The organism is Allobosea lupini (assembly GCF_900109525.1).
Taxonomy (GTDB): Bacteria; Pseudomonadota; Alphaproteobacteria; order Rhizobiales; family Beijerinckiaceae; genus Allobosea; species Allobosea lupini.
In genome coordinates, this window is sequence record NZ_FOAN01000010.1 from 145,040 (window position 1) to 158,255 (window position 13,216).

The window sequence follows — 13,216 nt, forward strand, 5'->3', positions numbered from 1 at the left end:
GTTTCGCTCAGGCTGCGAGCGCCTGCTCGAACGGCCGGTCGAGTGTCAGCAGGCGGTCGATCTCCTCGGGCGGCACGCCCTTGGAGAACAGGAAGCCCTGCAATTCGTGGCAGCCGATCGCCTGCAGGAAGCGGTGCTGCTCGGCCGTCTCGACGCCCTCGGCGCAGACGCGCAGGCCGAGCGCCCGGCCGAGATGCACGACCGAATGGACGAGGATCGCCGACTCGCCGGTCGCCTCCATGTATTCGAGGAAGGAGCGGTCGATCTTGATCTTGTCGAAGGCGAAGCGGCGCAGATAGATCAGGCTCGAATAGCCGGTGCCGAAATCGTCGAGCGCCAGGCTGACGCCATGGGCACGCAGGTCCATCATCGCGGCTTCGGCAGCATCGGCATCCTCGACCACGACGCCCTCGGTCAGCTCCAGCTCGAGCCGCTCGGGGTCGAAGCCGGTTTCCTCGAGGACGCGGATCACGCTCGCGACGAAGTCCTTGTGGCGGAACTGAATCGGCGAGACGTTGACGGCCAGCTTGATGCCGGGCCATTGCCGGGCCTGCTCGCAGGCGCGGCGTAGCACCCATTCGCTGAGCGGCACGATCAGGCCGCGCTCTTCGGCGATGCCGATGAACTCGGACGGCGGGATCATCCCGTGCTCGGGATGCGGCCAGCGCACCAGCGCCTCGACACCGACGATGCTGGAGCCGTCGATCGAGACCTGCGGCTGGTAGTGCAGCAGCAGCTGGTCGCGGGCGATGGCGTTGCGCAGATCCTCTTCGACCATGCGCTTGAGATGCAGCGCCCGGTTCATCTGCGGCTCGAAGAAGGAGTAGCGGTTCCGGCCTTCGTTCTTGGCCTGATAGAGCGCGGTGTCGGCAAGGCGCAGCAGCGTGCTGCGGTCGGCGCCGTCGCGCGGTGCATGGGCGATGCCGATCGAGCAGCCGATGCTGACGGCGACGCCGCCGATCTCGAAAGGCTCGGTCAGCGCGTCGAGGATGCGCTGGCCGAGCACGGCACTGGCGTTCGGCGCCTCCATATGGGTCTGGATGATGCCGAACTCGTCGCCGCCGAGGCGAGCCACCGTGTCGCCCAGCCGCAGGACGGTGGTCAGGCGCTTGGCGGCCTGACGGATCAGCTCGTCGCCGGCATTGTGGCCGTAGGTGTCGTTCACGGCCTTGAAGCGATCGAGGTCGAGCAGCAGTACGGCGAGCCCGCTCTTGGTCCGACCAAGCTGGGCGATCTCCTGGTCGAGCCGGAGGTCGAAGGTGCGCCGGTTGGGCAGGCCGGAGAGTTCGTCCTGGCCGGCGAGGCGATGGATCTGGCTCTCGCGTGCGGCGATCTGCTGGGCGGCGCTCCGCAGGCGATGGAAGACATAGGCGAACAGAGCGACGAACAGCAGGACGACCGCGCCGAGTGCCCAGGCGAACTGGTGGATCATCGCATCGCCCGGCCGCTCCGGCGTCCAGCTCAGCCAGGCGTTGACGGAGCCGTCGGGCGAGGCGATGTCGCGCCGTCCCAGCGGGTTGACGGGGCGTTCGGTCACGACTGCCAGCTGGGGGAGGCGATAGCGCAGGCCGATCTCGTTGAGTTGGGCCTGCGTCACCTTGCGATAGCCGACGATGAAGGCTGCCGCCTCGGGAAACTGGGGACGGCCGGTCTGCTCGCCCTTGCGCAGGTCGGCGGTCATGACGCCGACGGTGTCGGCGCCGTTCTGGATCAGCCTGGCCGTGACCGGACCTTCGCCGATGCCATGTGGTTCCGTCTGAGCCGTGCCGCCAGGCAGGTCCGGCCTGATCCGGACCAGGGCGTCGTAGTCGGCCTGGGTTGCGGTTTCGCCATGTAGGACGCCGGCGAGGATGCGGCCGGAGGCGGTCACCAGATAGGTGCCGTCGAAATCGAGGAAGCGATTGCTGACCTGGGCGAAGGCCCATTGCAGTGTGACGCTCGGCAGGAGGCTGTTGAGGATCGGCTGCAGCACGCCCGCGGCCTGCAGATTTTCGAAGCGCAACTGGCGCAGGCGCACCTGCGTCGCCAGTGCCGTCTCGACACGGTCGCGCTGGCGGGTAGCTTCGAGCTGGTTGGTGTCGTTCACCATGGCCGACATCACGCCGAGTACCGCCGCCAGAACCAGCGCGAACGCACCGGCCAAGGTCGCCAGCGTGCGTGTCAGCATGCGTGCCGACGATTCGGTGTTCGTCATCTTAACGTTCGTCGGCAAGACTCAGACCTGTAGCGGCACGCTGACAGCGGACCTTGGCAGGGGAATCTTGCTATCCGGTTTCCAGAACCGCCGAGAAATCAGCGAAGCTGCGGATTCTTCAGCCGAAATCGCCGCGCCGAGACTATTCGCCGGTCGGCTCGTAGGGCGGGCGCGGGATCGCCATATGGGCGGCGCGTAGAGCCGCCGACCAGCGCTCGCGCAGATCATGGAAATAGGGCTCGCCGGCCTCGATGCGGCGGTTCAGCTCAGGCGCTGCAGCATCGCGCCTGAGCACGATGATATCGATCGGCAAGCCGACGCCGAGATTGGAGCGCATGGTCGAATCCATCGAGATCAGCCCGACCTTGAGCGCGTCGTAGAGATGCGACCTGAAGGTGACGGCGCGGTCGAGGATCGGCTTGCCGTATTTGTGCTCGCCGATCTGCAGGAAGGGCGCGTCCATGCCGCATTCGATGAAGTTTCCGGCCGAATAGACCATGAAGAGCCGCATCGGCTGGCCGACGATCTGGCCGCCGAACAGCAGCGACATGTCGTATTTGAGACCGGCCTCGCGCAGCGCCTCGCCATCGGTCTCGCGCACGATGCGCACGGCGCGGCCGACGAGCTGTGCGGCGCGGAACATCGAGGGCGCGTTCTGCAGCGTCTCGGCCTCGCCCGTCTCCGGATTGGGAATGCCTTCGTGGAGCAGGCTGACGATCGACTGCGTGAGCGAGAGGTTGCCGGCGGTGGCGAGCGCCATCGTCCGCTCGCCCGGCCAGGAGAAGACGTGCAGCTTGCGGAAGGTCGAGATGTCGTCGAGCCCGGCATTGGTGCGGGTGTCGGCGATCATCACGAGCCCGTCCTGGACGAGGATACCGGCGCAATAGGTCACGATGATCTCCGCAGCGCGCCGACATGGCACGCGAGAGGCTGGGTATCAGGCCGCCATGACAGCGGCAATGCGGTGGTGCCGCTACTGCCCCTGGAAACGGGGCTTGGCTGCCTGGGCGCTGACCTCGATCAGGAGGCTCTCGCCCTGACCGCCCGTACGGGCGCCGCGGACCGGGGCGGCGTCGGCGAAGTCGAGCCCGGCGGCGACGCGCACATGGGTGTCGATCGGGCAGAGTCCATTGGCGGCATCGAAACCGATCCAGCCGTAATCCGGCAGCCAGGCCTCGGCCCAGGCATGGGCGCCGTCGGCGTGAGGCAGGGTGTCCGAGGCCGCAACATAGCCGGAGACATAACGCGCGGGTGCGCCGAGCAGGCGGGCGCAGGTCATGAAGACATGGGCGACGTCCTGCGGGATGCCTTCGCCGGCCTCGACGCAGGCGGCGGCGCCGATGCCGAGATGGTCGGCGGTCGGCACGCAACGGATCTCGGCGTTGATCGTCTCCATCAGGGCGTGCAGCTTGGTGAGGTCGCTGCCGTCGCGACTGGCAGCCTTGTCGGCGAGTGCACGCAAAGCCTCGCTGCCTTGCGTCAGGTGGGTGTCGCGCATGAACACGTCCGGCGGCACCTTCTCGGTCACGCCGCGGACCACGCCGGCAAGGTCGACGGTCTCGACCAGGCCGTTGATCTCGATCGTGTAGTCGTCGATCGACCCTTCGGCCGAGAAGTCGTGGGTGATGTTACCGAACGGGTCCTGTCCGGCATGCAGGCGCCCATCGATATTGGGCGCTATGCGCCATGACATGACATGCTGCCCGTCATGGTCGCGCGGGGTCAGCCGCAGAACCTGCCTGAGCTGGCGCACCGGCTCGGCATAGGAATACGCGATGCTGTGGGAGATCCGGATCCGCATGCGGTGAGGAATCCAAATTCGAGCGCGGAAGGGAAGCTCTAAGAGCCTCTAACAGAATCTGAGCAGGTCTGGACGTCGGCAATTCGTCCGATCCGCCAGGAGCGGCGTGAAGCCGATACCGTTGGTATCGGCAAGCGACGCGACGCCGCGGGCGGGCGAATTCCCGGCGCCGGAGGTGGGCCTTGGAGGGCCGCCTGCGGCGTCGGACCGACTTGCCGATATCGAAGGATATCGGCTGCGCGTTCCTCCTGGCATTCGGCTCCTCCAAGACCCATCCAGACCTGCTCAGATTCTGTTAGAGACTCTTATTGCAGGTATTGTTCGACAATGACGTTTCCGAGGCGGTTGTTCTCGGTGATGAAGTCCTCGATGAACTCGTGCAGCCCGCGCTGGAACACTGCTTCGATCGGCGTGTTGGCGAGATTGGTCAGGGTCTTGCGCGCCTGGCGCTGGGCCGGACCGTGCCGGTTGTAGGCGTCGCCGATCTGGTCGAGGAAGCGCGAGATGTTTTCGTAGCAGCTCGCCAGCGAGCGCGGCATGCGCCGGTTGAGGATCAGGAGGTCGGCGATCAGCACGGGCTTCACCGCCTGGCGATAAACCCAGTGATAGGCTGTGAGCGCCGAGACCTCGCGCAGCATCGTCGTCCACTGGAAATAATCGAGCGATCCGCCGACCTGCTCGGTCTCCGGCAGCAGCACATGGTATTTCACGTCGAGGATGCGGGCAGTGTTGTCGGCGCGCTCGACATTGACGCCGAGCCGCGAGAACCAGTAGCCGTCGTCGCGCAGCATGGTCCGGTAGGCCGAGCCGTCGAAGGTCAGCGAAACATTCTTCACCCAGTCGAGGAAGCGGGCGAACTCCTCGCGGTCCATGCGCTTGCGCTCGAAGCGCTGCAGTTCGAGCCAGGCGCCGTTGAGCGCGTCCCACATCTCCGAGGTCAGCGCGGTGCGGACCGCGCGGGCGTTGGAGCGGGCGAGGGCGAAGCAGTTGCGGATCGAGGTGGGATTGTCCGGATTGAAGCTGAGGAAATCGCAGACATTGCGCTCGTTCGCCTCGCCATAGGCCTTGGCGAAGGTATCCTCGCAGCCGGCGGTGGCGACCGCACTCTGCCATTCGGTGCCGGCGCCGCCATAGGCGGAGGGGAGGTTGGTCAGGCGGGTCGTGGCGTCGAGGATGCGGGCGAGGTATTCGGCCCGTTCGACATAACGCGAGACCCAGTAGAGGCTGTCGGCGGTACGGGAAAGCATGATCAGGTCCGGTCTCTTGGCGTGATGTAGTTCGCGCGAGCGCCTGGCGTCGGGGGCAGGTTGGATCGAGGTCGCTCCCGTTCGCTCATGCATCGAGAACCCATGTGTCCTTTGTGCCGCCGCCCTGGCTGGAATTGACCACGAGCGAGCCCTCCTTGAGCGCGACGCGGGTCAGCCCGCCCGGGACGCAGGAAATGCCGTTGGCTCCCGACAGCACATAGGGTCGCAGATCGACATGGCGCGGCGCAACGCCCGAGGCGACAAAGGTCGGGCAGGTCGAGAGCGCCAGCGTCGGCTGGGCTATGAAGCCCTCGGGCTGCGCCTTCAGCTTCTTGCGGAAGGTCTCGATCTGCTGCTTGCTGGCATGCGGGCCGACCAGCATGCCGTAGCCGCCGGAGCCGTTGACCTCCTTGACGACGAGCTTGTCGAGATTGTCGAGCACATAAGCGTTGGCCTCGCGCTCACGGCAGCGGTAGGTCGGCACGTTCTTCAGGATCGGCTCCTCGCCGGTGAAGAACTTCACGATCTCCGGCATGTAGCTGTAGACGGCCTTGTCGTCGGCGACGCCGGTGCCGACCGCGTTGGCGAGCGTAACGTTGCCGGCCTTGTAGGCGCCGATGATGCCGGGCACGCCGAGCACCGAGTCGCTGCGGAAGACAAGCGGGTCGATGAAGTCGTCGTCGATGCGGCGGTAGATTACGTCGACGCGCTTCGGCCCCTGCGTCGTGCGCATGTAGACGACGTCGTCCTTGACCAGCAGGTCCGAGCCCTCGACCAGTTCGACGCCGAGCTTGTCGGCCAGGAAGGAGTGCTCGTAGAAGGCCGAATTGTACTGGCCGGGGGTCAGGAGGCAGATCGTCGGATCGGAGGACGCCGAGTGCGGGGCGACCGAGCGCAAGGTCGCCAGCAGCTGGTCGGGATAATTGTCGACCGGCGCGACGCGGTGGGTGGCGAACAGCTCCGGGAAGAGCCGCAGCATCACCTCGCGGTTCTCCATCATGTAGGAGACGCCCGACGGCGTGCGGGCATTGTCCTCGAGCACATAGAAAGTGTCGGCGTCGACGCGGACGATGTCGATGCCGGCGATGTGGCAGTAGATGCCGTGCGGCACCTGGAAATCGACCATCTGCAGCTGGTAGCAGGCGTTGCGATAGACCAGCTCCGGCGGGATGATCCCCGCCTTCAGGCACTCCTTCTTCCCGTAGACGTCGGCCAGGAACATGTTGAGCGCGGTGACGCGCTGGCGCAGGCCCTTTTCCAGCTTTGTCCATTCCGGCTTGGTCAGCACGCGCGGGATGATGTCGAAGGGGATCAGGCGCTCGGTCGATTCCTCGTCGCCGTAGACGGCGAAGGTTATGCCGATCCGGCGGAAGAACAGCTCGGCCTGTGAGCGGCGCAGCGCCAGCATCTCGGGTGGCGCCTCCTTCAGCCAGCGATCGAGCTCGCCATAGGCCGCCCGCAGGCCGCCTTCTCCCCCGGTCATCTCGTCGAATGCGACCATGCAGCCGTCTTCCCCTGTTTCGGCTAGCCTATGCGTATTCGCTCGCGTTCGGAAAGGGGTTCTTTGCCAAGCACTTTGGCTAGACTTGCCTCTTTCTTGGGCAGAGATCAGCTCGCCGCAGCAGCGGCCGGCGCGCCAATGGTCGCCGCGATCAGGGTCGCCAGCGTCGCCGCGGCCCGTGCTTCGGTGACATGGCCGCGTAGCAGCTCGATCGAGATCGCCTCGCCTGCGCCGAGGATGCCGACGCAGCGCAGCTGCAACTCGTCAGCGGGAAGGTGGCCTGCACACCGGGCAAAAGCGCCCTGCCAGATCCCGACATAGCGGGCGGTGAGCTCGCGCTGCACCGCCTCCATCGTCTCGCTGCCTCTCAATGCGGCCGAGAGCGCGTACCATTCGGTGCCGACCTCGCGGGCGCAGCTCATATAGGCTGCGGCGATCGTCGCGGCCACGGCACCGAGCTCGTCGGCGGTCGCCTTCAGCGTCTCCACGAGAATGGCGGTCTGCCGATCGTCGATGCGCCGGAAGAGTTCGGCCATCAGCGCCTCGCGCGTGCCGAAATGATCGTAAGCGACAGGCTTGGTAACCCCTGCGCGTTCGGCCACCCGTGCCAGCGTCAGCGCATCGGTGCCCTCTTCGCGCACCATTTCCTGGGCGCAATCGAGCAGCTGCTCGCGGCGTTCCTGCTTCGGCAGCTTGCGGCTTGAGGCGACGGCGAAGGGCTCTGGCATGGCGATTCAAGAATCCCGGCGAAGGCGCGCTTGACAAGAGGGAAATTGCATTCCTACTTATAGTAAGTTACTTCTAGTAATAAAGCTGGCGCTTCGGCGTTGGCTTCGTGACGGAGGCCTCCTGTGCCCAATATCCAAAATCCAGTCCTCATCATCGGCGGTTCCGGCGTCGTCGGCGCGCAGGCCGCTGCGGCGATCCGCCGTCTGCATCCCGGCCTGCCAGTCACGATCGCCGGCCGCGACCTCGGCAAGGCGCAGGCCGTCGCCGAGAAGCTCGGCGTCGAGGCGCTTACCGCCGATCTCTCCAAGCCCGATCTCGGCCTGCCGGAGAGCGGCCGCTTCAGCGCCATCATCGTCTTCGTCAAGGACGATTGGAGCAACGGGCTGCGTTTCGCGCAGCGCCAGGGCATCCCGCATCTCAGCGTTTCCAGCGGCGCCTTCGAGATCGGCATCGAGGCCGCCGGCTTCATCCATCAGCCGCAGGCGGCGCCGGTCGTGCTCGCCAGCCAGTGGCTGGCTGGCGCGGCGCTGTTTCCGGCGCTGGAGTACGCCAAGGCGTTCCGTTCGATCGATCGGATTCATGTCGGGGTGCTGCTCGACGAGCATGATATGGGCGGGCAGGCGGCGCTGGCCGATTACGAACGCATCACGCAGTCGGGCTCGGCGACGTTGACGCTGAAGGACGGCCGATTCGCCTGGATCGCGGGCGAGGAGGCCAAGGCGCGCTATCGCAGCGTCGACGGCGTCGAGCTGCCGGCCACGGCCTATGGTCCGCTCGATGTACTCAGCCTCGCCACCGCGACCGACGCGAAGGATATCCGTTTCGATCTGGCCTTCGACGTTTCGGCCAGCCGCCGGGCCGGCGGGCCGTTCTCGACCGAGAGCGTGATCACGATCGAGGGCGTGCTGTACTCCGGCGAGCGCGCCGCCCGGACCTATGAGGTCGTGCATCCGCAGGGCCAGGCGCCGCTGACGGCGCTCGGCGTCGCGCTCGCAACCGAACGCGCGCTCGGGCTAGCCGGCGGCGAGGCATTGAAGCCCGGCCTCTACTTCCCCGACAGCATCATCGAGCCGGCCTATTGCCTCGCCCGGATGAAGGAATTCGGCGCGGTCTTCACGGAGCGCAACGCCAATGGCTGAAGTCGTTTTCGGCCCCGTCCTCATCCTGGGCGGCTATGGCAGCGTCGGCTCACGCACGGCCCGCGCCCTGCGTCAGCTTCATCCTGAACTGCCGCTGGTGATTGCCGGGCGCGACACAGCGAAGGCGGAAGCGCTGGCAGCAGAGCTTGGTCACGCAATCAGCGCTCCGCTCGATCTCGAACGCGACGATCTCGGCCTGCCGGCTGATCTCGAGCCGGCGGTCGTGCTGACGGCGGTGCGCGATCTGTCGCTGCGCACGCAGAACTGGGCCGCCGCGCAGGGCGCGGCCTATATCGCGCTCTCGGACGGCGTCTTCGAAATCGGCCCTGCGATCGCCGGCTTCATCCGCCAGCCCAAAGCTGCGCCGGTCGTCCTGCTCGGACACAGCATGGGCTCGGTGCCAGCCCTCGCGGCACTGCACGCCGCATCCGATTTCGAGCGCATCGAGGCGATCGAGGTCGGCCTCGTCTTCGATCCGGCCGATCCGCTGGGGCTGGCCTCGCAGGAGGACATGGAGCGGATCGGCGCGATCGGCCCGGCGCCTCTCGTCAGATCGCAAGGGCTGTGGCGCTGGATCGGCGCGCCGCAAACCGAGCGCAGCTTTACCGGTATCGACGGCCGCACACATCAGGGCGCGACGGTCGGCCTGGTCGACGTCTTCAGCCTGTCGGCGAGCGCGGCCAAGAGCGTTCGCGTCGATTTCGCCGAGGGGCAGACGGCGAGCACCTTGCGTGGCGAGAAGCCCTCGCATGAGGTGATCATCGAGATCGCGGGGCAGCGCAAGGATGGTCGCGAGGGCCGCTTCCGCTGGGAGCTCGTCGACCTGGACGGCTATGCCGCGCTCAGCGCCAAGGGCATCGCCGTGGTGATCGAGGGCCTGTTCGGATTGGCCGGCAAGCCGCGGCCGACCTCGGGGCTGCATCTGCCGGAGACGCTGGTCGATACGGGGCACCTGATGCGGCGGCTGGCCGGGTTCGGCATCGTCATGCGGGAGACGTGACCGGCCACGTCAACCCCGGCGTGCTGCGCCTGGGGCAGCCTCAGATCAGCCCCAGGCCCTTGAAGCTGGCATGGCCGTCGCGGCCGACGATGATGTGGTCGTGGATGGCGATGCCGAGCGGCTTGGCGATATCAACCAATTCGCGGGTCATGCGCATGTCGGCGCCGGACGGTGTCGGGTCGCCGGAGGGGTGGTTGTGCACCAGGATCAACGCGGTCGCCGAGAGCTCCAGCGCGCGGCGCATCACCTCGCGCGGATACACCGGCGTGTGGTCGACCGTCCCGGTCTGCTGCACCTCGTCGGCGATCAGAGCGTTCTTCTTGTCGAGGAAGAGAATGCGGAACTGCTCGCGCTCGGCGAAGGCCATGGCGAGGCGGCAATAATCGATCACCGAGGACCAGGAGGACAGAACCGGCTTCTTGGCGACCTGGCCCTTCATCGTGCGCTTCAGCGCTGCCTCGACGATCTTGAGGTCGAGCGCAACACTCTCGCCGATGCCCTTGACCTCCGTGAGCCGCGAGATGGGCGCGCCGATCACCTCCGCGAAGGAGCCGAAGTGCTGGATCAATTGCTTGGCGAGCGGCTTAACGTCGCGTTGCGGGATCGAGCGGAAGAGCAGGAGCTCGAGCAGTTCGTAATCGGGCAGTGCGCCGTCGCCGGCGTCGAGGAAGCGCTGGCGCAGGCGGTCGCGATGGCCGAGATGATGCGGCAGGGCATCGTCCGGGGCAGCGGCAAGCGGGGCTGATTTTCCGTTGCCGCTGGTCTTCATGGGCGCGGCGCGAGCGGGTTGTCGAGGCCGGCGGGCGAGAGCGTGAAGATCTCGCAGCCCGTATCGGTGACGCCGACCGTATGCTCGAACTGGGCCGAGAGCGAACGATCGCGCGTTACCGCCGTCCAGCCATCGGAGAGCACCTTCACGCTGGCCTTGCCGAGATTGATCATCGGCTCGATGGTGAAGAGCATGCCGGGCTTGAGCTCGACGCCTTCGCCGGGGCTGCCATAGTGCAGGATGTTCGGCGCGTCGTGGAAGACCTGGCCGAGGCCATGCCCGCAGAAGTCGCGAACCACCGAGCAGCGCTCGCCCTCGGCATAGCGCTGGATGGCGAAGCCGATATCACCGGTGGTCGCCCCCGGGCGCGTGGCGCGGATGCCGCGCAGCAGGCTCTCATAGGTGATTTCGACCAACCGCTCGGCCTTGCGCGGGATATCGCCGACCGCAAACATCCGGCTGGAATCGCCGTGCCAGCCATCGACGATCAGGGTGTAGTCGATGTTGATGATGTCGCCCTCGCGCATCGGCTTGTCGTCGGGGATGCCGTGACAGACGACGTGGTTGACCGAGGTGCAGATCGACTTGGTGTAGCCGCGATAGAACAGTGTCGCCGGGTAGGCGCCGTTGTCCATGGCGAACTGGAAGGCGAGGTCGTCGAGTCGCTGCGTGGTGACACCCGGCTTGACCTCGCCGGCGAGCATGTCGAGTCCGCGCGCGGTCAGCTGCCCGGCCTTGCGCATTGCCGCGAAGGCTTCGGGTCCATGCAGCTTGATGGCGGGATCGCGCCGCCCGCGCGAGATCGATTCGTTCAGGGTCATTCCGGAAGGCCGCTCCTTGGCTTCCTTATCTATTGGGTTTGGGGTGCGGTGCAAGGCGGATGCGCCGCCGGGATCGCCGACGAAGCCGCTGGCGCCATCCGCGCTTGGGGTGTATCAGCCCGCCGATGGCACTCAATGAGATCAGGTCGGTCGAGGACCAGCCTTTCGGCACTTTCGCGCCGCAGGGGCTCATCGCCCGCATCATCGGCTGGACGCGCTGCGCCTCCGGCTCCTTCCTCGGTCGCAAGCTCGCCTTCGCGCTGCGCCGCCTCGGGCTGAACCGGCTCAAGGGCCAGCCTGTCGACATCGAGGCCCTCGGTGCGCAGATGCGGCTCTATCCCGAGGGCAATGTCTGCGAGAAGCGTGTGCTGTTCACGCCGCAATATTTCGATGCGCAGGAGCGCGAGCTCCTGGCCGCGCGCATCCGCGACGGTTTCAGCTTCATCGATGTCGGTGCCAATATCGGCGCCTACTCGCTGTTCGTCGCGGCGCGGGCGGGGCGGAGCGCGCGCATCCTCGCGGTCGAGCCGCAGCCCGACATCTTCGCGCGGCTGACCTACAACATCGCCCAGAACCCGTTCGGCACGGTCAAGGCGGTCGCCTGCGCGCTCGCCGACAAGCCGGGCGAGCTGACGCTCTTCCTCGACCCCGCCAACAAGGGCGAATCGAGCGTGCGCATCCTGCGCTCCAGCAATGCGAACTCGGTCCGCGTGCCGGCGACGACCCTGCTCGCTCTGGTGCAGAGCGAGGGCTATGAGCGGATCGATGCGATCAAGCTCGATGTCGAAGGCGCCGAGGACCTGATCCTCGAACCCTTCCTGCACGATGCGCCCGAGGCGCTCTGGCCCGGCTTCATCATCGTCGAGGATTCGCGCGGCCGCTGGCAGGCGGACCTGCCGGCCCTGCTGGAAAGCAAGGGCTACAGGCTGATCGCCCAGACCCGGCTCAACCTGGTCTACGAGCGCACGACCTCGTGAGCCGCTGCGCCGCGCGCGCATGGCCGCTCCGACTGGCGCGGTGCTTGAGCACTTGTGCGCAAGCGGCTTAGCTCGCTGGCGTATCGGGGCACGCATGCGGCGAAATCAAACAGCAAGGAAAAGCCCATGACGGCAGAGCCATCGCCCGCCTTCCAGCCGGTGATCACCGCCGCGATCCTTGTGATCGGCGACGAGATCCTGTCCGGACGGACCAAGGACAAGAACATCGGCTACATCGCCGAGTACCTGACCAATATCGGCATCGAGCTGCGCGAGGTCCGGGTCGTGCCCGACCTGACCGACGAGATCGTCTCGGCGCTCAACGCGCTGCGCTCGCGCTACACCTATGTCTTCACCACCGGCGGCATCGGCCCGACCCATGACGACATCACGGCAGATGCGGTCGCGGCCGCCTTCGGCGTGCCGATCGATTACGACCAGCGCGCGATCGACATGCTGCTGGAGCGCTTCCCCAAGGATCAACTCAACGAGGCCAGGATGCGGATGACGCGCATTCCGGCCGGCGCCGACCTGATCGCCAATTCCGTGTCGAAGGCCCCGGGCTTCAAGATCGGCAACGTCCATGTCATGGCCGGCGTGCCGGCGATCATGCAGGCCATGCTCGACGTCGTCGGACCGACTTTGAAGACCGGTGCCAAGATCCTGTCGGAGACGGTGCAGGCGGGCCTGCGCGAGGGCGATATCGGCACGCCGCTCGCCGAGATCGCCAAAGCCCATCCCGACTGCTCGATAGGCTCCTACCCGTTCTGGTCGGAAACCGGGCCGGACACCAATATCGTCGTCCGCTCGCGCGATCCGGAGAAGCTGGCGCTGGCAACGGCAGCCGTGAAGGCGATGGTCGAGGCAGAGCGGTCGCGGCTGCGCCATTAGAGACGTCGCGTGCTGGGCGGAACCATCATTCCCGCGCGCGTTGCGATGCGGCGGGAGTGACATTGTCGTTCTGACCAAAAGCACTCTGGCTCAGGTCAATTCAACCCAGGCGAGCGAACTTCTCGATGGTTGTGTCGTATAAAAATA

The 13,216-nt window shown here is 66.4% G+C and carries 12 protein-coding genes; 4 read left to right on the top strand and 8 right to left on the bottom strand.

The window, feature by feature from the left end:
- Positions 1-7: 7 nt before the first annotated feature.
- From BMZ21_RS24935 to BMZ21_RS24960, 6 genes are all read right to left on the bottom strand, one after another.
- Positions 8-2,194 (bottom strand): putative bifunctional diguanylate cyclase/phosphodiesterase, encoded by a 2,187-nt coding sequence (locus BMZ21_RS24935; RefSeq protein WP_091841129.1) that lies wholly within the window; start codon positions 2,192-2,194, stop codon positions 8-10.
- A gap of 142 nt (positions 2,195-2,336) precedes the next feature.
- Positions 2,337-3,086: a proteasome-type protease gene (locus BMZ21_RS24940; RefSeq protein WP_091841132.1), complete on the bottom strand. Its 750-nt coding sequence runs from the start codon at positions 3,084-3,086 to the stop codon at positions 2,337-2,339.
- A gap of 81 nt (positions 3,087-3,167) precedes the next feature.
- Positions 3,168-3,995 (bottom strand): transglutaminase family protein, encoded by an 828-nt coding sequence (locus tag BMZ21_RS24945; protein WP_091841134.1) that lies wholly within the window; start codon positions 3,993-3,995, stop codon positions 3,168-3,170.
- A gap of 305 nt (positions 3,996-4,300) precedes the next feature.
- Positions 4,301-5,242, bottom strand: a complete 942-nt coding sequence (locus BMZ21_RS24950; protein WP_091841137.1) for an alpha-E domain-containing protein — start codon at positions 5,240-5,242, stop codon at positions 4,301-4,303.
- Between the two features lie 85 nt (positions 5,243-5,327).
- Entirely contained in the window at positions 5,328-6,743 is a 1,416-nt protein-coding gene (locus BMZ21_RS24955) for a circularly permuted type 2 ATP-grasp protein (RefSeq protein WP_091841139.1), read from the bottom strand.
- Positions 6,744-6,850: 107 nt separating this feature from the next.
- Entirely contained in the window at positions 6,851-7,471 is a 621-nt protein-coding gene (locus BMZ21_RS24960; protein ID WP_091841142.1) for a TetR/AcrR family transcriptional regulator, read from the bottom strand.
- A 123-nt stretch (positions 7,472-7,594) separates the two neighbouring features.
- On the opposite strand from BMZ21_RS24960, the gene BMZ21_RS24965 reads away from it, so the two are divergent.
- Together BMZ21_RS24965 and BMZ21_RS24970 are read left to right on the top strand one after the other, a co-directional pair.
- Positions 7,595-8,611: an NAD(P)-dependent oxidoreductase gene (locus tag BMZ21_RS24965; protein ID WP_244543998.1), complete on the top strand. Its 1,017-nt coding sequence runs from the start codon at positions 7,595-7,597 to the stop codon at positions 8,609-8,611.
- The gene (locus BMZ21_RS24970; RefSeq protein ID WP_091841145.1) at positions 8,604-9,611 is read left to right on the top strand and encodes a hypothetical protein; all 1,008 of its coding nucleotides are present in this window, start codon (positions 8,604-8,606) and stop codon (positions 9,609-9,611) included. The genes BMZ21_RS24965 and BMZ21_RS24970 overlap by 8 nt, the downstream gene beginning before the upstream one ends.
- Before the next feature lie 40 nt (positions 9,612-9,651).
- Here the strand turns inward: BMZ21_RS24970 and radC are convergent, their stop codons facing one another.
- Positions 9,652-10,380 carry a RadC family protein gene (radC, locus tag BMZ21_RS24975; RefSeq protein WP_091841148.1) on the bottom strand — a complete coding sequence of 243 codons (729 nt, stop codon included), beginning with the start codon at positions 10,378-10,380 and terminating at the stop codon, positions 9,652-9,654.
- Positions 10,377-11,201: a type I methionyl aminopeptidase gene (map, locus tag BMZ21_RS24980; protein ID WP_091841153.1), complete on the bottom strand. Its 825-nt coding sequence runs from the start codon at positions 11,199-11,201 to the stop codon at positions 10,377-10,379. The genes radC and map overlap by 4 nt, the downstream gene beginning before the upstream one ends.
- Positions 11,202-11,326: 125 nt before the next feature.
- On the opposite strand from map, the gene BMZ21_RS24985 reads away from it, so the two are divergent.
- Entirely contained in the window at positions 11,327-12,178 is an 852-nt protein-coding gene (locus tag BMZ21_RS24985; protein WP_091841156.1) for an FkbM family methyltransferase, read from the top strand.
- Positions 12,179-12,304: 126 nt separating this feature from the next.
- On the top strand, positions 12,305-13,069 hold the full coding sequence (locus BMZ21_RS24990; protein WP_091841158.1) for a competence/damage-inducible protein A: 765 nt from the start codon (positions 12,305-12,307) through the stop codon (positions 13,067-13,069).
- Positions 13,070-13,216 lie beyond the last annotated feature (147 nt).